This is a genomic window from Lysinibacillus sp. UBA6686 (assembly GCF_002455205.1).
Lineage (GTDB): Bacteria > Bacillota > Bacilli > Bacillales_A > Planococcaceae > Lysinibacillus > Lysinibacillus pakistanensis.
This window is the reverse complement of sequence record NZ_DKJS01000085.1, coordinates 2,949-20,711: the sequence shown is the minus strand read 5'-3', so window position 1 is coordinate 20,711 and position 17,763 is coordinate 2,949. Positions and strand designations below refer to the sequence as shown.

The window sequence follows — 17,763 nt, the reverse complement described above, 5'->3', positions numbered from 1 at the left end:
ATAGCATCTTTCAATAAGGAAGCAAGTATTTGTAATTGTAAATTCATCTTTACAATCGTTTACAAAGCATTACATTCCTTTACGTCTCTTTTACGAACTGTTTATACGAATTCAACAATCAAACATTATAGTAAAGATTGTAAGACAAACAACTATAAAAAAGTTAATGACGGAGGCAAATGAGATGAAAAAGTGGAAGTACTTAACGATGACAGCGGTAATGGGTTCAGCTTTAATGCTTGGTGCATGTGGCAGTGACTCTGCGCAAAATGGTAACAACGCAGAAACAAAAACACCAGCAAGCTCAGAACAAGACACTGCTGACAAAAAACTGCAAGGGGCTGTAGCTGGGGATGGTTCATCAACAGTAGCACCAATTATTGAAGCAGTTGTTGAAGAGTATGCAGGAACTCAACCAGATGTCAAAGTATCGGTAGGTGTTTCTGGTACAGGTGGTGGTTTTGAAAAATTCATCGCAGGTGAGACAGACTTTTCTAACGCATCTCGTCATGTTAAAGATGAAGAGAAAGCAAAATTGGAACAAGCAGGAATTGCTTATACAGAGCTTCCTTTAGCATATGATGGTATTTCAGTAGTCGTGAATCCTGAAAATGATTGGGCGAAGGATTTAACGGTAGATCAATTAAAGAAAATTTGGATTGAAGATGGAACACCTAAAAAATGGTCTGATATTGATCCATCATGGCCAAATGAAAAAATCGTGTACTACTCACCAGGTACTGACTCAGGTACGTACGATTACTTTGACGAAGTAGTGTTAGATGGAGCAGATCTAGCAAGTTCAGCAACATTATCAGAGGATGATAACATGCTAGTTCAAGGTATTGCAGGTGATAAAAATGCTATTGGTTTCTTTGGCTATGCGTACTACTTGGAAAATAAAGATAAATTAAACATTGTCAAAGTAAATGGTATTGAGCCAACAAATGATACGATTGAAACTGGTGAATATGCACCATTGTCACGTCCACTATTTGTTTATGTGAAAAATAGTGCAATGAAAGACAATGAAGCGGCATATGATTTCATTAAATTTACGCTTGAACATGGTGGAGATATGGCAAATGCAGTTGGCTATGTTAGTCTTCCTGAAGAACAATATACAGAAGCTTTAAAAACATTAGAAGGCTTAAAATAAGAAGACATGCATAGAGGGAAAGAGATGTATGCTCTTTCCCTCTCTTATTTGAAAGGAGTTCCCAATGGTTTCTCAAAAAGAAAATAAGACAACATCTGTGCAGCAATTAATTGCGAATTCGCGCAATCATAAAACGAAGAAAATAGTGGAAAAAGCAATGCCAACTCTATTATTTTCTGCAGCTCTTATCTCTATATTAACAACATTCGGCATTGTTTTCACACTAATTTTTGAAACGTTCGAATTCTTTAAACGCGTGTCGATTACGGATTTCCTTTTTGGTACACAGTGGCTACCTTTTTCAGGAAAGGAACCGTTATTTGGGATTTTACCTTTAATCGCTGGTACATTGAAAGTGACACTGATTTCCATAATTGTTGCAGTACCATTTGGCATTGCTTCAGCTATCTATTTAAGTGAATATGCAAGTGAAAAAATAAGACGTACTGTAAAGCCTATTTTAGAGGTATTAGCAGGTGTTCCAACAATCGTTTATGGATTCTTTGCATTAACATTCGTCACACCAATGCTACAGCAAATTATTCCTGGGTTAAAACTATTTAATGCACTGAGTCCAGGAATCGTAGTTGGGATTATGATTTTACCAATGATTACATCACTTTCTGAGGATGCTATGTCCTCTGTTCCAAATAGTATGCGTGAAGGTGCTTTGGCTCTAGGTGCAACAAAATTTGAGGTTGCCATTAAAGTTGTATTACCAGCGGCATTATCAGGTATAGTCGCTTCAGTTGTACTAGCTATTTCCCGGGCAATTGGTGAAACGATGATTGTTTCGCTTGCAGGTGGTTCTACACCAAAATTTGATTTAGATGTGACCGATTCTATTCAAACCATGACAGCTTATATTGTACAAGTTGCGACAGGTGATGCTGGTTATGGTACAACGATTTATTACTCGATCTATTCAGTTGGATTCACATTATTCATCTTTACATTAGTGATGAATTTACTTGCTCATTATATATCGAAACGCTTTAGGGAGGTTTACTAGCATGAGCATGCGCTATATTGATGACAAGGTCGTCATGAAACGAATGACAAAGCGTATTACATTTAATAAAGTTTGGAAGGTATTTTTCCTTTTAGCAACTACATTTGCCTTAGTGACTCTAGCCATTTTACTTTATCGAATTGTCACACAAGGTATTGATTATTTAACTTTCGATTTCTTGAAAAATTATGCATCACGCTTTGCTGATAAAGCTGGTATCAAGGCTGCTTTAATTGGTTCTCTTTGGTTGATGGGTGTGGTTGCACCCGTATCCATTATTTTAGGTGTTGGAACGGCAATCTATTTAGAAGAGTATGCTAAAAAAAATAAACTAAATGACTTTATTCGCATGAATATCTCTAACTTAGCAGGTGTACCTTCCATCGTTTTTGGTTTATTGGGATTAACAATTTTTGTTCGTATGTTGGGATTAGGTAAAAGTGTTTTAGCAGCTGGTTTAACAATGAGCTTATTAATTTTACCTGTTATCATTGTGGCAGCACAGGAAGCCATTCGTGCAGTACCAAGCGAACAACGGGAAGCATCCTATGGGATGGGAGCAACGAAATGGCAAACGATTGTGCGTGTCGTATTACCAGCTGCCATTCCAGGAATTCTAACAGGTAGTATTTTAGCATTGTCTCGAGCTATTGGTGAAACAGCACCACTTGTTGTTTTAGGGATTCCTGTAATTTTACAATTTTTACCTAATGGTTTATTAAGTCAATTCACAGCTTTACCTATGCAAATTTATGATTGGGCAAAACGTCCTCAAGAGGCATTTCAATATGTGGCGGCAGCCGGTATTTTAGTCTTGATGTCAGTGCTTTTATTGATGAACTCTATTGCAATCTTTATTCGAAATAAATTCCAAAAACGTTATTAATGAGGTGACCTTATGGTACTAGATTTTAAAGAGGAAAAATCAGTTGTCAAATCGATTCAAACGGCGCCAAAGCTTTCGGCTGATGTTGCTAAAAATATAGTATATGATACTCGTCATTTAAACTTATGGTATGGAGATCATCATGGCTTAAAAGATGTCAATTTAAGCATCTATGAAAATGAAGTGACTGCTATCATTGGTCCATCAGGTTGTGGTAAATCTACCTATTTAAAAACGTTAAATCGAATGGTAGAGTTAGTGCCGATTGTTCGCACATCTGGAGAAATTGTCTATCGTGAGCGTAATATTTTAGACAAAAGCTATACAGTGGAGGAATTACGTACTCGTGTAGGGATGGTCTTCCAAAAGCCAAACCCATTCCCAAAATCCATTTATGATAATATTGCCTATGGTCCACGTATCCATGGTATTAAAAATAAAAAGATTCTTGATGAAATTGTAGAAAAATCATTACGTGGTGCGGCTATTTGGGATGAGGTAAAGGACCGTTTAAATCAAAATGCATATGGTTTGTCAGGAGGTCAGCAACAACGTATTTGTATTGCTCGTTGTTTAGCGATTGAACCAGATGTTATTTTAATGGATGAGCCTACATCTGCACTTGACCCTATTTCGACATTAAAAGTGGAGGAACTTGTTCAAGAACTGAAAAAGGACTACTCGATTGTCATCGTTACACATAATATGCAGCAAGCAGCGCGAATTTCTGATCGTACAGCATTTTTCTTAAGTGGAGAGGTTGTTGAATACGATAAAACAGACGTTATCTTCCAGACACCTGCAGATCAACGTACTGAAGATTATATATCAGGTCGTTTCGGTTAAGGAGGAGGCAAGAATGGTTGTACGTGAACGTTTTGAACAGGAATTAAAAGAAGTGCAAGCACAATTTGTCGAGATTGCTACAAGTAGTATCAATGCCTTAAAATTAGCTTTTCAGGCATTAATAGAGCAGGATTTAGAGAAATCTCTGAAAATACTTGAAGATGATTTAGTAATTAATCGACTTGAGGAAACTATTAATGATCATGTCATTTTACTGATTGCCAAGCAGCAGCCCGTAGCTACCGATTTACGTCGTCTGATGGTATTAGTGAAAGCTGCTTCGGATATGGAAAGAGTTGGAGATTATGCGGTTAATATCGCCAAAGAGACAATTCGCATTGGAAAAGAGCCACTAGTTTTTTCTACTACGAATTTGCAAACGATGTGCAATAAAACAGTAGAAATGCTGGAGAGTGTTATTAAAGCCTTTACTGAGGAAGATACGGTTCATGCAAAAGAAATTGCAGAATTAGATGATTATATCGATGATTTATATGGCGCGACAATCACGCTTTTACTTCGTGCAGGGGCTGAAAATCCAGCTCATATTTCTCAAATCACGCACTTAACTTTTGTGTGCCGCTATTTAGAGCGCTCAGCGGATCATGCCACAAATATTGCAGAACATTTATTTTACTTAGTTAAAGGTAAACATTATGAATTAAATAATTAATGAAGAGAAGAGCCAGCAACAAGCTCTTCTTTTTTTATGCAAATAAAGGTGATAGCAGCAACATTGTTTACCAATTTTGCGTCAAATATTTGGGTGGATTTGTATTGTCAAAAAATTATTTTGGTTATACTATAGACATTATTTAAATAAATGGGCGAAGGAGGTGCTGCTTCGTGAAAGACGCTGTAGATTCACTCATAGCAAAATTTGCTATTGAAATCACGTCAGAGCAACGTGATTATTTACGCTTTCTATATGAAAACTTACATCTAGAAGAATTAAGTGACAAGGAACAACATTATTTTATTGATTATTTTTACAAAAGTGAAGCATTACGAAATATGGCAGCATTTGCACTTGAATTGGCAGATATCATGCAAGAAATTCAAGAAAATATACCAACGATTGAGCAAGCGGAGCGATTAGCCAATGGAAAAGAACAGCGCTTATATTATGAGCAAAAGTGGGAGGAAGTAAGACGCCAAAAGCTAAAGCGTCAAACAAGAAAAAAAGGAAATATCCTATATGTTCCTTTTAATGATTATAAAAAAGATCCTGGACCAATCATTATCTGTCTTGAACAAACAACGGGGATGGAAGCCTATACAGAGCTTTGTAAAAGTATGATTTTACCATTATTTATGAGTGCACATCGTGAGCAAAGAGATTTGTATATTGTCCCCTATGACTATCAAATTCATGTACACTATCGCTTTGAAAATGGTCATTTGAATTTATCTGATTTTAAGGATTTTATGGAATACAAAGCAAAGGGAGAAGCTGCAATACTGCCCGTATTACATTTTGTTAAAGGCTTGCTGCAGGAAAATCAACATTGCAGTGAAGCAGATATTATTATCTTCACTGAAGGAAGGCCTATTGATGGTCAGCATCTAGTTGGAAAGCAAACGAAAACAATGCTAGAGGAAATGAAAAAGAAATATCACGCAGAATTTTCAGTTATCGCTATGCATGAGCATAATTTTAATGAGCAACAATTTTGGTTTGCCAATAAGGCCATCTTTGCGGATGATGCTATTCAATAACGATAAGAGCTGATCTTCAAAGTGATTGGCTCTTATTGTGTGCATATACATAGTAATTAGAGGAGAAAAATATGGATTTATTGAAATGGTTAATACCACCCAGTGTTACAGTTCCAACGTGGATGGATGTAATTATAGCTATCGCTCTCTGCGGTATTGGATGGCTTTTTCAGTATTTTGTTATAAAGAAAATTATTAATCGTATTGTTGTATTTTTAGAAAATCGACAGCGCAATTTTCAGGCAACGGTGCTGGCACAATTTAATAAGGCGATTCGCTACGCATTTATGGCTTCCGTTATCGTAATCAGCTTATCCTATTTAATAGATGTACCATTATTCACACATAAAGCGTCCAAAAATTTTGTGTTGTCGATTATTGTTTTCTTCGCTTTCAAAGGGGTATACGATGTTTTGAACTTTTATACAAAACAACCTTTGCCACTAAATGGTGAAGAGGAAGCAAATGTCCTATTACCGTTTTTTCTTCGGATAGGAAAAGTGCTCATCATGATTTTTGCTATGTTTACCATTGCTTCCTTTTGGGACTTTAACTTAAATGGGTTTTTAACAGGTATTGGTTTAACTGGTGTAGCAATTGCCTTTGGTATTCGTGATACGTTAGCACATGTTTTTGGTGGAATGTCAGTTGCGTTGGATAACCCCTTTAAAATTGGCGATTGGATTGCAACAGAGGACCAAAAAATTGAGGGAACCATTGAGGATATTAATCTTCGCAGTACGTTGATTCAAACAGGTGATAAAGGACTTGTATATGTACCGAACTCTTATTTGGTCAATCGTCCAATCTATAATTTCTCAAGACGAGAAAAAAGAAAATGTGAGCATTTTTTATATGTTTCTACTGAAAATGAGGAAGAATCCATACGAGGTGCCTTAAGTGCCATTCAAAAAGAAATTTATTTGCATAATAAGACTGAAAAGGAAATGATTCATGTCTTTATCGATGAATTTTATCCGAGCTATTACCGTGTCCTTGTGCGTTTTTATGTGGCAAGCAATGACACAGCTGTCATGTTAGATGTACGTCAGGATATTTTATTTGCAATTCGTCAAATCGTTGAGGAACTTCAAATTGTATTAATAAATCCAGCAGATGAAGAATGGTTTGGGACTAAAAAATAATTTGAATTGTTAGTTTTTTTGGTTTACAATGTAGGTGAGTAATCAGCTTTGATGAAGAGTAGTAGCTATTATTATTTGTTATAGAGAGCTAGTGGTTGGTGGAAACTAGTGCAAATGAATGGTGAATGGACTTCGGAGCTCTAATCCTGAAAAAAGTATGGATTAGCGTCTGCCTACGTTATAAGGCTTAGAGTGGGTCTTTCAGGAGACCAATGAAGGTGGCACCACGGCTTTTCCGTCCTTTTGTGATGGAAAGGCCTTTTTTTCTTGAATCAGCAAAAATCCCTCATCTCTAAAGTGGGTGGTTGAATGCTGAAGAGGGGCTTTTCGAGTGAGCTCGAAAAAATCCGGATACAATTAAGCTATGTTTTCAGGTGTAGAAGAGTAGAGCCTAGAGAAGGAGAGAGAATTATGACAGTTGAGCTTAGAACGTATACCATGAAGGTATTGCAAGGGGATATGATGACGCCTATTTCCGTCTATCAATCACTTGAAGGAAAGCATAAAATGCTATTCGAATCGTCAGCCAAGCATGAGGAGAGTGGCCGATACTCATTTATCGCCGTTAACCCAATTGCAGAATTATTTGGCGATAGGGATGGTTATACTTTTACTAGAGATCTTCATATAGAAAAGGGAAGCGAGAATGTACTTGCAAAATTAAAGCAGGTCATGCCGTTCCATCAAGAGCACTATCCTTTTGCCTTTTTTGGGGGTGCCATTGGTTTCTTTGGATATGAAACTGCTTTTTATACTGAGAGAATAGGTGAATACTTACAGGATGATTTAGAAATGCCAGACGTCCATATCTTTTTCTATGATACGTTTATTGTGTTCGATCATTTAAAGCAGGAGATTACATTGGCAGCTATTGATTTATTCGCTGACGGGCGTTCCCTTGAGGAAATGGAAGTTGAGATCACCCGGATTGAAGAGCAACTATACGCTGGAGCGACGTTTAAAGAGATGCAGCTTGGAGAGCTAAATTTCAAGCCGATAATTACAAAAGAACAATTTATCGCATTAGTTGAACGTGCGAAACAGCATATTCTTAAGGGTGATATATTCCAAATTGTTTTATCCCAACGCTTTACCTCATCCTTTACTGGAAATCCATTTGCCTTATATCGTCAATTACGCACATCTAATCCCTCGCCTTATATGTTCTATATGGACTATGGAACATACACTATTTTGGGAACATCCCCAGAAAGTTTAGTGAAGGTAAAAGATCGTAAAGTAACGACAAATCCAATCGCGGGCACAAAGCCTAGAGGTCAAACAGAGGACCAGGATCATGCTATTGCAGAGGGCTTATTAAATGATGAAAAAGAAATTGCTGAACATCGGATGTTAGTAGATTTAGGTCGTAATGATTTAGGGCGAATTTCAAAAATTGGAACTGTAAAACTTGTAAAGTATATGAATATTGAACGCTATAAGCATGTTATGCATATCGTTTCAGAGGTTATCGGAGAATTACATGAGGATGTGCATGTTTTAGATGTTCTCCGTGCCTGTCTGCCAGCAGGTACAGTATCAGGTGCACCGAAAATTCGTGCTATGCAGCTTATCAATGAGCTAGAGCCTGTGAAGCGTGGTGTTTATGCTGGAGCAGTTGGCTATATTTCTACAACTGGGGATATGGATTTGGCACTGGCCATTCGTACGATGATTATTAAGGATCAAAGTGCCCATGTTCAGGCTGGCGCAGGCATTGTGTATGACTCTGTACCATTGTCTGAATACGAAGAAACATTGAATAAAGCTCGCGCACTATTGGAGGTAAAAAAATGATTCTACTAATCGATAACTACGATTCTTTCACATATAATCTATATCAGCAAATATCAATACTTGGAAAGGAAGTAACAGTTGTACGAAATGACGAGCTTACTGTAGCTGATATTGAGAGCATGCGGCCACAGGCGATTATTTTATCCCCTGGTCCAGGAACGCCAACAGATGCAGGTATAACAGTGGAAGTAGTAGAAGAGCTTTATAAAAAGTTTCCGATTTTAGGTATTTGTCTTGGACACCAAGCTATTGGTCAGGCTTTCGGAAGCAATATTGTGCAGGCTAAAAATATTATGCATGGTAAGCTATCTACACTTCAATATAAAAAAGCAGGATTATTTGCACAATTAGACGGTGAAGTTGAGGTCATGCGCTATCATTCGCTTATTATTGAGAGGAGTACTCTACATGAGGACTTTAAAATTTTAGCTACCGCAAGTGATGATGGCGAAATTATGGCAATGCAACACAAAAATTATCCGCTTTTTGGTCTGCAATTCCATCCAGAATCCATTGGTACAGAAGAGGGCAGTCTCATGATGCAAGCCTTCTTAAATCATATTTCATAAAGTAAATAGAAAAGGCTGTCACTCTAATATTGACAGCCCCTTTTCCTATTTATTGTTTTTTTCCTGTAATTAGCCTTGCAATTTCCTCTAAGGACATCGAGGAATTGACCTCATAGGAACCTATTTGTAAGCTTCGTGCGTATTTTGCATTGGCAAGTAAGAGCTCCATCTCCACACTATTGTCAATGATACCGCCATCTTCTAGCTTTTTTGCCACCGTATATGGGGCCATGCCACTATAAATTTGAAGCGTCATGGTAGCCGTATTGTTAGAGCTGTCTACAGATTTATTTATAGTTTCAGTTGGCTTAGGCTTCTCAGTACTCTCCTTAGGAACCTGTTTTATTTGCTCCTTTAACGAAGCAATTTCTTGATTTGCCTGTGCAAGCTTTTTTTGAAGTTCCATTACCTGCTCTCCATTTGTGGAGGCCTTTGTCGGAAGACCGATGCTGAAATCGAAACGAGTGGCTAAAGCTATCAAAGCTCCCACAAGAAATAAGGCAATGCCAAATGAGCGGAGTGCAGAATTATTCATCAATTAACGACCTCCGTTTGCAATCACTTGTCGGACTTGTTCCTCAGTTAAATTAGAGCGAATACTTATATCTGCTACGGACATTCCTTGCTTATTAAGTTCAAGCACCTGACTTACAATAATTTGGTGAATGGGTTTTGTTTTAGCAGCTACTTGTCCATTTTTGGATACTTGAGCTGCTTGTTGCACAGCTTGCATGACCTGTTGAACCTTTTGATTGGATACTGAGTTATTTATTGCTGATGGTGTTTTAACCTGAAACTCGGGCTCAAGCAGTAGCTCCTCTTCGACAATTTTAAGTCGTCGTTTCAAATTGTTGGTTTCCTGGAAAATTGAGATCGATAATTCTTCCACATCCTGTTCGACTTTTTTTGCACTATTTTTGAAAAAGAACGATACAATGATAAGAATAATACCTACGCTCATAAGTATGATGGATAAATCCACTAATTTCACCCCATTAAAAGTATGTAATTATCCCGCATAAACAGGCAGTCAGTTATCTGTACTGAAAGCGAAGCATCAGATACAAGATTCCCACTCCAAGATTTAAGTGAAACAAAAAATATAAGTGAGAGATTACTGACCATAAATCCCGATTGAGGCCAACAAGATGTTGGTCACACAAGCATTTCCGCAGGATGAGGAGTACTTAGCTTGTGTTCCTCTACAGCAATCAGGTGGGATGAGGAAAAACCCACTGATTGAAGTTTCACTTTATAAGGTATTTTACCATATGCAAACTTAATATGAAATGAAGGTAGATTTTTTTTCAGTTTGTGTTATAATGGGTTAGTCGTATAAATCATGCTCAAATTTAAATTCTTGATATAGAGTGGGAGGGTTAATGATGCGCGTAAACATTACTTTAGCTTGCACAGATTGCGGCGAACGTAACTACATTTCTAAAAAGAACAAGCGTAACAATCCAGAGCGTCTTGAACTTAAAAAATATTGCTCTCGCGAGAAGAAATACACTCTTCACCGTGAAACTAAGTAATCGCTCATTAAGCCAAAACCACAAGTGGTTTTGGCTTTCTACATTTTACTAGGGGGTGGCTTATCATGGATAAATCAACATTGCGAAACAGGATAAAGGAAGCGCTTGCAACTATGAGTGAGGAAGCTTATCATGAGCAGTCTTTAGCTATAGTAAAAAAAGTGCTACAGGAACCATATATAATAGAAGCAAAAACGATTGGTATTACCATTTCCAATAAACCAGAAGTCGACACAAATCATCTGATAGACGAATTATGGAAGCTTGGTAAAAAAGTTGCTGTTCCAAAATGTAACCCAAAAACAAGAGAAATGACATTTTACGTTATTAATTCTTTTGAACAGCTTGAAACTGTATATATGCATTTACGTGAGCCAATTCCAGAAAAATGTGAGTTTGTTGACGCAAATGAGATGAATGTCCTACTTGTTCCAGGTGTTGCTTTTGACCAATATGGCTATCGAATAGGCTATGGCGGTGGTTATTATGACCGCTATGTATTAAACTATAAAAAGGGTAAGCTCATGTCATTGCTATTTGATGAGCAGCTAGTTGATCGTGTTCCTACAGAAGCACATGATTGCCCAGTTGATATCATTGTGACGCCCACAATACGTATAGATTGTGTTGCACAACGAGGAGCGAATTAAAATGGATAAAATGTTAGATATTTATGAATTATTGAAAACATACGGCACTTATATTTACACACGTGATCCTATTGGAGATTTAATGCTAATGGAGGATGAAATTCGTGAGTTGTATAAAGCAAATGTGCTAGATAGTAAAGATTACCAAATGGCATTGTTACTAATTCGACAAGAAACTACAAAACTTCGTATGAAAGAAAATAATTAATCTTGATTGAAAGATTACGAATTTGGGTATTGTAAAAATAGTGTAACATGTTTGTAATATTCAAAGAAACAGTGGCTTTCCACTGTTTTTATGATTTTATGAAACTTTTAACAATGCAAAACGTATATATAAGTATCCAGCGCATAGGAGTAAGGATAAAAGTTTTTAAAAAAATATATCTGTTGATTATCTGTAAAAAAAAGATTAAGATATATTTTGTTTCAGTAACAAATGTTAAAAATTATTATTTTTTTGGGTAAGAAAGTAGGGAGGATGTTAGGAATGAAATCAATTAAGTGGCCTAAACATTCATTTATGATACTAGCAATTGTAGCAACTTGGATAAAAACGGTCATTGTTTATCACACAAGTTTTGAGATGAAAATTGAAAATGCGATGCAACAATTTATCTTGTTTATTAATCCATTAAGTTTCTTACTCTTTGCTTATGGATTAGCATTATTCTTTAAATCAACAAAGGCTAAAAACCGATATATTATTACTGTCAGTGTTCTTTTATCAATTGTCTTATATGGAAATGTGGCATTCTATCGTTTCTACAATGACTTCATTACATTACCGGTATTATTCCAGACAAGTAATTTCAGTGATTTAGGAACTTCTGTAGCAGCAATTGTAAACCCATGGGATCTGTTGTATTTTGTTGATGTACTTATTCTAATTTTAGCTAATAAATATCTACCTAGAATGAAAGAAGCAGTAAAAGTTAACGTGGAATTCCGTCGTGCGTTCTTCGTTTTAGCGATTGCTATGTCTTTCTTAAACTTAGGACTAGCAGAAACAGAGCGTCCACAACTGTTAACACGTAGCTTTGACCGCGAGTTACTTGTGAAAAACATTGGTACGTACAACTATCACTTATATGATATTTATATTCAATCAAAATCTTCTGCTCAACGTGCATTAGCGGATGGTAGTGAACTAGTAGAGGTGAATAACTATATTCGCTCTAACCAGGCAGCCATTAACCCAGAAATGTTTGGTAAATACAAAGGGCGTAACTTAATTGTAGTGTCAATGGAATCTTTACAAAACTTCGTCATTAATAATCAGATGGATGGTCATGAAATTACACCGTTCTTAAATTCTTTAACAAAAGATAAAGATACTTTTTATTTCAGTAATTTCTATCACCAAACAGGCTTAGGTAAAACGTCTGATTCAGAGTTTATCTTAGAAAACTCATTGTTCGGCTTAGGTCGTGGTGCTGTATTCTTCACACATGGTGGAAATACGTACAACTCAATGGCAGATCGTCTTGGAGAAAACGGCTACTTTACAAATGTCATGCATCCAAATAATAAATCATTCTGGAACCGTGATATCATGTATCAATCTTTAAATATCGATAAATTCTATGATATAGATTCATATACTATTGGCGAAGGGGAAGCTGTTAACTGGGGAATGAAAGATATCCCATTCGTAGAGCAATCTGCAGCATTAATGAAAGATATGCCACAGCCATTCTATTCTCGACTAATTACATTAACGAACCATTATCCGTTCACATTGGACCCAGATGATATCATGATACCTGAATATACTTCAAATTCAGGTACATTAAATCGCTACTTCCAAACAGTTCGTTATATGGATGAAGCACTGAAAGACTTCTTCCAAAGTTTAAAAGATCAAGGTGTATATGATAACTCTATTATCGTGATGTATGGTGACCATTACGGTATTTCAGAAAACCACAACAAGGCGATGGCACAGTATCTAGGAAAAGAAAGCATCACACCATTTGATAATGCAATACTACAAGAAGTACCTTTATTCATCCATATCCCTGGAGCTGGCGATGGTAAAGAAATGACTGAGGTAGCTGGACAAATGGATCTACGTCCAACAATCTTACACCTTCTTGGCGTTGAAACATCAAAAGATATGCAAATGGGCGCAGATCTATTCTCACCAGAGCATGAAGACTTTGTTATATTCCGCGATGGTCGATTTATAACTGATAAATATGTTTATGCTGGAGAAGCTTGCTATGACAAAGCTACTGGTGAAGAGATTGATGGCGAGCCATGCCAGCCATACGCTGATCGTGCTACAATGGAATTAGAAAATTCCGATGCGATCATTAACGGTGACTTGCTTCGATTCTATGATGAAAAGACTGGTAATTTGAAACAAGAAGCTGTGAAATAACTGAAAGAGGGATCTCTATTTATGGAGATCTCTTTTTTTGTTTAAGTTTGGAAAAGACTGCTGTTCGGGTAGAGCAGAAGAAATTTCTCTCGGATAGCGGGTAAACTGCCCAGATAAGTGAGATCCCGCTCAGGTGAGGATAGAAACTGCTCAGGTAAGTGAAATCCGCTTGGGTGAGGATAGAAACTGCTCAGGTATTGGGTGAAATCGCTCAGGTAGCCAAGAAAACTGCTCAGGTCAAGGAGATATGCGCTCGGGCAGTGAAAAAATCGATCAGGAGAAAGGAAGAAACGCTCAGGTAGCGAGTAAAATCGCTCAGGTGAGTGGGAGATACGCTCAGGTGGCGAAAGAAATCGCTCAGGAGAAAGAAAGAAACGCTCAGGTAGAAGGTGAAATCGCTCAGGTAGTGGGAAAATCCGCTCGGGTAGCCAAGAAAACTGCTCNNCCCTCATACATAGAAAAAGAGCAGCCTCGTAGTGAGACTGCCCTTGTTTCCGTCTAGATTTTAGTGTAATTTTGGTGGGTAACCACTATGAACGATTGTCATAATGACGAACCAACCGAATACTACAGCACTTAATAAGTTGAAAACAACACTTAAAAGGTTCTTTTCTTTAATTGCTTGGAATGTACCAACTACAGCTAAAATAGCTACTAGACCAAAAATAACCATTAATAAGTTCATTAAAAATTGACACTCCTTTCGACATCAGAAAATGAATGTCGTAAACAATATTCCTCCTTAATTGTAAACGTTCTACCTGTTTTTGTCGAGAACTAAAATAGCGTAAACTATGAACATTTATCGTCAAATTGTGGCAAAGGCTGTATAATAGGAAGTTGAGGTGATGACAATGATGAACGTACGAAGTTATTCACTTGGACCTGTCCAAACGAATTGTTATATCGTATCGAATAAAGAGAAGGAATGCTTAATATTTGATCCAGGAGAGGAAGCACAGCGAATAATTAAAGCCATACGCAGTAATGGTTTAACACCATTGGCTATTTTTTTAACACATGCACATTTTGATCATATTGGTGCAGTGGACGCTGTCCGTGAAGCTTTTAATATTCCCGTTTGGATCCATGAAAAGGAAGTTAGCTGGTTAGGGGATCCATCAAAGAATGGCTCTAGCAAATATGCTGCCTTACCAGATTATGTTGTGGCTGTACCGAATGAAGAAAATATAATAAAAGAAGAGCGTCTATTTGAAATGAATAATTTTGTTTTCAAAGCAATTTTTACACCAGGACACTCACCTGGCAGTATTTCCTATATATTTGAAAATGATGGCTTTGCCATTGTAGGAGATACGCTATTTGAACAAGGTGTGGGAAGAACTGATCTAATTGGTGGTTCAACTAAGGTGCTTTTGGCATCCATCCATGATAAATTATTAACGTTACCAGAGGATATGATTGTTTATCCAGGTCATGGTAATTACACGACGGTTGGAGCAGAGATGGAAACAAACCCATTTTTAAATGGATTTTAAAAATGGATTACGCCCCAGCATAATTGAAAACATTTGTAGCTGCCGCTTTGCTTTCNNAGATAAACAATGCGTCTGGATTTTTTTCGAGCTCGAAATGCTCCTCTTCAAAATCCGTGACATCCGCCAGAGGCTTTATCTTGATTCAGCGGGCGTTTGTACATCCACTGAATAAGAGAAAAAACAACATTCATCTCGCCACTCTATAGAGTTGGGAGTATTCAGCTGAATAAAGATAAATTAAACAATTTCATCTACTTGTGTTAAAATAAAAATAGGTGATTTAAATGGAATTAATTTTATTTTTATCGTTGCTTACTGATTTTAATTATTTAATTCAACATAGTCCGTTTATTAAAGTATATATTTATACTATATTTGATAAAATTTCTGTTTTTGATACGAATTTTGAAGTAACAATTGATTTAACAGTCAATGTGAATTTTGAAACGAAGATATATTTATCTCATATTACACTTAATAAATGGCTGAGAAAAGTAATTTACAGTAAATCCGATAATGATGAGGAATTAGTATCCCTTTTATAAGAAAAATTATAAAAGGGGAGATAATCATTAATGCTTGAATTATTAACACAACCATTGACAATTTTGTTAGAGGCTTTTTTTCATTTTACAGGGAGCTATGTTTTTGCAATCGTACTTCTGACGGTGCTTACACGTTTAATTTTAATGTATCCAAATTTCAAATCTTTTAAATCCCAACAGGTGGTCACGCAAACTACCCAAGGAAATAAGGAGCAATTATTAGCGCTCCAAACAAAGTTAAGCCAAGCTAAAACAGATGAAGAACGTAAAGAGTATCAATTGCAAATGTCTCAATTAATGATGGAAAACTTTTCAGGAATGAAAACGGGATGCCTAACAGCGCTTATACAATTTCCGATTCTAACTGGCTTGTATTTAACTATTTCTAAAAGCAATGCTATTATGCATGAGAGCTTACTATGGTTTAATCTTGGGTCTGCAGATATTTTTATGGCAGCTGTTGCAGGGTTAGCGATGATGATTCAAATGTATGTCTCATTTAAGCTAGCAAAAAATAGTAATCCACAAATGAAAATGATGATAGGGATCATGCCTGTTATGATAGTATTCTCATCTCTTTTCATGCCGTCAGCCATCCCATTCTATTGGACCGTGTCCTCTATTTGGATGATTGTGCAAACAATTGTGTTTAATCAATACAAACCTAAACTAACTTCATAAAATATTAATCCCCCTCATCCTAAAGGGGGATTTTATTATGCTCATAAAAGAGATAGAGACAAAAAAAGCGTGCCTCATATTTTAAATGAGACACGCGATTTTCTCTGTATTAATGACCGCCACCAGGTACGTGAATAAATGTTGTATAGTACGTGAAGCCAGCGAAGAATACAGTTAAATATGCTCCGAAAATGTACATGTACATACGTTCTGAAAGGTTTAAGAAGCCTAATAATAAGAATAAACCTGTATTACCTACGAATAATAGCGATACCTCGTTCATACCACCAAGGTAGAACATAACTGCAAAAATACCTGTCCAGAATGCCATAACTTTATACATATTATCCATGAAATTTCCCCTCCTTTTGCCCACGACACAATAATCTCTTACTCATTATAAATGATATGAAAGGTGTCTGTAAACTGGAACTTCTCCTTCTTTGTGACAAACAAATGGAATTTTAAATTAGCGATCTATTTCTGTCACGTTTATTTCATATTTACATAAATCACAATTATGTATCATACTTTCAATCTGTACAAATTCATTACTAGAAAATAATGCATCTAACTGCCCCTTTAAATAGGATTCATGTAAAGAACATACAATTTCTGAATGGGTAGTAAGCTGTTCCTGGAACGGACAATTAAATATGGAGAATATCACCTTTTTGCCATGCTCTGTTTGCTGTATTTGTGGAATATAGCCAATTAATGCAGCATTGTCTGATAATAGTTGAAGCTTTTGGTCGAAGGAAAGGGTATTATTTAATTTTAACTCAGCACTTACATAATTTTTCATCTGCTGGAATCCATCTTGATAGCTGATGTCCATACATTTTGTTAAAGCAGATGGACCAAATTCCTGAATTAATTGTATTGTCCACTTCAATAGTCGATCCTCATCACGCCTTGGGAATGTTAATGATACTCCTTTTTCAGAAGCCTTATATACACGGCCAGGTCGCCCTCCCTTACCTGTCTTAGCAAAATCAGCAGTAATTATATTAATTTCTGAAAGTTTTGTTAAGTGCAGACGTGCAACGTTGGGATGAATGCCGAATTTATCAGCAATGTTTTGGACCGTTACTGTTTTCCTCTCTTTCAATATGTACTCATAAATCGAGTATCTAGTTTCATCGGCTAATGTACTAGTAATCTTTAATGGATGGATCATTTGCTTCACCTCAATTGAATTTTTCAAATATTATTTAGTCTACCAAGTGTTAGTAAAATAATCATGTTGATTCTATTATATTGTATTATTGAAAAAGATACAGTTCCTTTCGGCATAAATATTAACTTTTTCATGTGGGGATGTTCTTTTTTAG

The 17,763-nt window shown here is 36.5% G+C and carries 22 protein-coding genes and 1 other annotated feature; of the genes, 17 read left to right on the top strand and 5 right to left on the bottom strand.

The window, feature by feature from the left end:
• Positions 1–184: 184 nt before the first annotated feature.
• The 9 genes from B2R82_RS22970 to B2R82_RS22930 all read left to right on the top strand — a co-directional run bounded on the left by B2R82_RS22970 (position 185) and on the right by B2R82_RS22930 (position 9,133).
• Positions 185–1,159 (top strand): PstS family phosphate ABC transporter substrate-binding protein, encoded by a 975-nt coding sequence (locus B2R82_RS22970; RefSeq protein WP_286927282.1) that lies wholly within the window; start codon positions 185–187, stop codon positions 1,157–1,159.
• 64 nt (positions 1,160–1,223) lie between these two features.
• A complete protein-coding gene (gene pstC, locus B2R82_RS22965) occupies positions 1,224–2,171 on the top strand; it encodes a phosphate ABC transporter permease subunit PstC (protein WP_286927281.1) in 948 nt (315 codons plus the stop codon).
• A gap of 7 nt (positions 2,172–2,178) precedes the next feature.
• The gene (gene pstA, locus B2R82_RS22960) at positions 2,179–3,057 is read left to right on the top strand and encodes a phosphate ABC transporter permease PstA (protein WP_054771004.1); all 879 of its coding nucleotides are present in this window, start codon (positions 2,179–2,181) and stop codon (positions 3,055–3,057) included.
• A gap of 12 nt (positions 3,058–3,069) precedes the next feature.
• Positions 3,070–3,903, top strand: a complete 834-nt coding sequence (pstB, locus tag B2R82_RS22955; RefSeq protein WP_286927280.1) for a phosphate ABC transporter ATP-binding protein PstB — start codon at positions 3,070–3,072, stop codon at positions 3,901–3,903.
• A gap of 13 nt (positions 3,904–3,916) precedes the next feature.
• Positions 3,917–4,576, top strand: coding sequence for a phosphate signaling complex protein PhoU (gene phoU / locus B2R82_RS22950; protein WP_286927279.1), 660 nt, complete (start codon positions 3,917–3,919; stop codon positions 4,574–4,576).
• 173 nt (positions 4,577–4,749) lie between these two features.
• The gene (locus tag B2R82_RS22945; RefSeq protein WP_286927278.1) at positions 4,750–5,622 is read left to right on the top strand and encodes a hypothetical protein; all 873 of its coding nucleotides are present in this window, start codon (positions 4,750–4,752) and stop codon (positions 5,620–5,622) included.
• A 71-nt stretch (positions 5,623–5,693) separates the two neighbouring features.
• Positions 5,694–6,767, top strand: coding sequence for a mechanosensitive ion channel family protein (locus B2R82_RS22940; RefSeq protein WP_286927277.1), 1,074 nt, complete (start codon positions 5,694–5,696; stop codon positions 6,765–6,767).
• A 39-nt stretch (positions 6,768–6,806) separates the two neighbouring features.
• Positions 6,807–7,013: a binding site (T-box leader), on the top strand.
• A 165-nt stretch (positions 7,014–7,178) separates the two neighbouring features.
• Positions 7,179–8,564, top strand: a complete 1,386-nt coding sequence (trpE, locus tag B2R82_RS22935) for an anthranilate synthase component I (protein ID WP_286927276.1) — start codon at positions 7,179–7,181, stop codon at positions 8,562–8,564.
• Positions 8,561–9,133, top strand: coding sequence for an anthranilate synthase component II (locus tag B2R82_RS22930; protein ID WP_286927274.1), 573 nt, complete (start codon positions 8,561–8,563; stop codon positions 9,131–9,133). The genes trpE and B2R82_RS22930 overlap by 4 nt, the downstream gene beginning before the upstream one ends.
• Positions 9,134–9,182: 49 nt before the next feature.
• Here the strand turns inward: B2R82_RS22930 and B2R82_RS22925 are convergent, their stop codons facing one another.
• Together B2R82_RS22925 and B2R82_RS22920 are read right to left on the bottom strand one after the other, a co-directional pair.
• The gene (locus tag B2R82_RS22925) at positions 9,183–9,668 is read right to left on the bottom strand and encodes a hypothetical protein (protein ID WP_286927458.1); all 486 of its coding nucleotides are present in this window, start codon (positions 9,666–9,668) and stop codon (positions 9,183–9,185) included.
• Positions 9,669–9,671: 3 nt separating this feature from the next.
• Complete coding sequence (locus tag B2R82_RS22920; protein WP_286927272.1) at positions 9,672–10,094, bottom strand: hypothetical protein; 423 nt, start codon at positions 10,092–10,094, stop codon at positions 9,672–9,674.
• A gap of 187 nt (positions 10,095–10,281) precedes the next feature.
• Here B2R82_RS22920 and B2R82_RS22915 point away from each other — a divergent pair, with 187 nt between their 5' ends.
• The 5 genes from B2R82_RS22915 (at position 10,282) to B2R82_RS22895 (ending at position 13,704) form a co-directional block, all read left to right on the top strand.
• On the top strand, positions 10,282–10,416 hold the full coding sequence (locus B2R82_RS22915) for a hypothetical protein (protein WP_286927270.1): 135 nt from the start codon (positions 10,282–10,284) through the stop codon (positions 10,414–10,416).
• A 102-nt stretch (positions 10,417–10,518) separates the two neighbouring features.
• Positions 10,519–10,668 carry a 50S ribosomal protein L33 gene (gene rpmG, locus B2R82_RS22910; RefSeq protein WP_008408521.1) on the top strand — a complete coding sequence of 50 codons (150 nt, stop codon included), beginning with the start codon at positions 10,519–10,521 and terminating at the stop codon, positions 10,666–10,668.
• A gap of 65 nt (positions 10,669–10,733) precedes the next feature.
• A complete protein-coding gene (locus B2R82_RS22905; RefSeq protein ID WP_286927266.1) occupies positions 10,734–11,318 on the top strand; it encodes a 5-formyltetrahydrofolate cyclo-ligase in 585 nt (194 codons plus the stop codon).
• Between the two features lies 1 nt (position 11,319).
• Complete coding sequence (locus B2R82_RS22900; RefSeq protein ID WP_286927265.1) at positions 11,320–11,526, top strand: YqgQ family protein; 207 nt, start codon at positions 11,320–11,322, stop codon at positions 11,524–11,526.
• Between the two features lie 282 nt (positions 11,527–11,808).
• Positions 11,809–13,704, top strand: a complete 1,896-nt coding sequence (locus B2R82_RS22895; protein WP_286927264.1) for an LTA synthase family protein — start codon at positions 11,809–11,811, stop codon at positions 13,702–13,704.
• A gap of 505 nt (positions 13,705–14,209) precedes the next feature.
• Here the strand turns inward: B2R82_RS22895 and B2R82_RS22890 are convergent.
• Entirely contained in the window at positions 14,210–14,389 is a 180-nt protein-coding gene (locus B2R82_RS22890) for a DUF2759 domain-containing protein (RefSeq protein ID WP_031416957.1), read from the bottom strand.
• Between the two features lie 169 nt (positions 14,390–14,558).
• Between B2R82_RS22890 and B2R82_RS22885 the strand changes: the two genes are divergently transcribed.
• From B2R82_RS22885 to yidC, 3 genes are all read left to right on the top strand, one after another.
• Complete coding sequence (locus B2R82_RS22885; protein WP_286927263.1) at positions 14,559–15,203, top strand: MBL fold metallo-hydrolase; 645 nt, start codon at positions 14,559–14,561, stop codon at positions 15,201–15,203.
• A 308-nt stretch (positions 15,204–15,511) separates the two neighbouring features.
• The gene (locus tag B2R82_RS22880; RefSeq protein ID WP_286927262.1) at positions 15,512–15,748 is read left to right on the top strand and encodes a hypothetical protein; all 237 of its coding nucleotides are present in this window, start codon (positions 15,512–15,514) and stop codon (positions 15,746–15,748) included.
• A gap of 30 nt (positions 15,749–15,778) precedes the next feature.
• Positions 15,779–16,429 carry a membrane protein insertase YidC gene (gene yidC / locus B2R82_RS22875; RefSeq protein ID WP_286927261.1) on the top strand — a complete coding sequence of 217 codons (651 nt, stop codon included), beginning with the start codon at positions 15,779–15,781 and terminating at the stop codon, positions 16,427–16,429.
• A gap of 109 nt (positions 16,430–16,538) precedes the next feature.
• Here yidC and B2R82_RS22870 read toward each other — a convergent pair whose 3' ends face one another.
• Both B2R82_RS22870 and B2R82_RS22865 read right to left on the bottom strand, forming a co-directional pair.
• Complete coding sequence (locus B2R82_RS22870) at positions 16,539–16,781, bottom strand: DUF2626 family protein (protein ID WP_024361272.1); 243 nt, start codon at positions 16,779–16,781, stop codon at positions 16,539–16,541.
• 117 nt (positions 16,782–16,898) lie between these two features.
• Positions 16,899–17,636 carry a helix-turn-helix transcriptional regulator gene (locus tag B2R82_RS22865; RefSeq protein WP_286927257.1) on the bottom strand — a complete coding sequence of 246 codons (738 nt, stop codon included), beginning with the start codon at positions 17,634–17,636 and terminating at the stop codon, positions 16,899–16,901.
• Between the last annotated feature and the right edge of the window lie 127 nt (positions 17,637–17,763).

What these genes read in the sequence shown, in the direction of transcription:
- B2R82_RS22940 (WP_286927277.1), top strand. Translation starts at nt 5,694, where the DNA reads ATGGATTTATTGAAATGGTTAATACCACCCAGTGTTACAGTTCCAACG.
- phoU (WP_286927279.1), top strand. Translation starts at nt 3,917, where the DNA reads ATGGTTGTACGTGAACGTTTTGAACAGGAATTAAAAGAAGTGCAAGCA.
- pstB (WP_286927280.1), top strand. Translation starts at nt 3,070, where the DNA reads ATGGTACTAGATTTTAAAGAGGAAAAATCAGTTGTCAAATCGATTCAA.
- B2R82_RS22870 (WP_024361272.1), bottom strand. Translation starts at nt 16,781, where the DNA reads ATGGATAATATGTATAAAGTTATGGCATTCTGGACAGGTATTTTTGCA.
- B2R82_RS22970 (WP_286927282.1), top strand. Translation starts at nt 185, where the DNA reads ATGAAAAAGTGGAAGTACTTAACGATGACAGCGGTAATGGGTTCAGCT.
- yidC (WP_286927261.1), top strand. Translation starts at nt 15,779, where the DNA reads ATGCTTGAATTATTAACACAACCATTGACAATTTTGTTAGAGGCTTTT.
- B2R82_RS22890 (WP_031416957.1), bottom strand. Translation starts at nt 14,389, where the DNA reads ATGAACTTATTAATGGTTATTTTTGGTCTAGTAGCTATTTTAGCTGTA.
- B2R82_RS22885 (WP_286927263.1), top strand. Translation starts at nt 14,559, where the DNA reads ATGATGAACGTACGAAGTTATTCACTTGGACCTGTCCAAACGAATTGT.
- pstA (WP_054771004.1), top strand. Translation starts at nt 2,179, where the DNA reads ATGCGCTATATTGATGACAAGGTCGTCATGAAACGAATGACAAAGCGT.
- B2R82_RS22900 (WP_286927265.1), top strand. Translation starts at nt 11,320, where the DNA reads ATGGATAAAATGTTAGATATTTATGAATTATTGAAAACATACGGCACT.
- B2R82_RS22905 (WP_286927266.1), top strand. Translation starts at nt 10,734, where the DNA reads ATGGATAAATCAACATTGCGAAACAGGATAAAGGAAGCGCTTGCAACT.
- trpE (WP_286927276.1), top strand. Translation starts at nt 7,179, where the DNA reads ATGACAGTTGAGCTTAGAACGTATACCATGAAGGTATTGCAAGGGGAT.
- pstC (WP_286927281.1), top strand. Translation starts at nt 1,224, where the DNA reads ATGGTTTCTCAAAAAGAAAATAAGACAACATCTGTGCAGCAATTAATT.
- B2R82_RS22915 (WP_286927270.1), top strand. Translation starts at nt 10,282, where the DNA reads ATGTTGGTCACACAAGCATTTCCGCAGGATGAGGAGTACTTAGCTTGT.
- B2R82_RS22925 (WP_286927458.1), bottom strand. Translation starts at nt 9,668, where the DNA reads ATGAATAATTCTGCACTCCGCTCATTTGGCATTGCCTTATTTCTTGTG.
- rpmG (WP_008408521.1), top strand. Translation starts at nt 10,519, where the DNA reads ATGCGCGTAAACATTACTTTAGCTTGCACAGATTGCGGCGAACGTAAC.
- B2R82_RS22930 (WP_286927274.1), top strand. Translation starts at nt 8,561, where the DNA reads ATGATTCTACTAATCGATAACTACGATTCTTTCACATATAATCTATAT.
- B2R82_RS22895 (WP_286927264.1), top strand. Translation starts at nt 11,809, where the DNA reads ATGAAATCAATTAAGTGGCCTAAACATTCATTTATGATACTAGCAATT.
- B2R82_RS22920 (WP_286927272.1), bottom strand. Translation starts at nt 10,094, where the DNA reads ATGAGCGTAGGTATTATTCTTATCATTGTATCGTTCTTTTTCAAAAAT.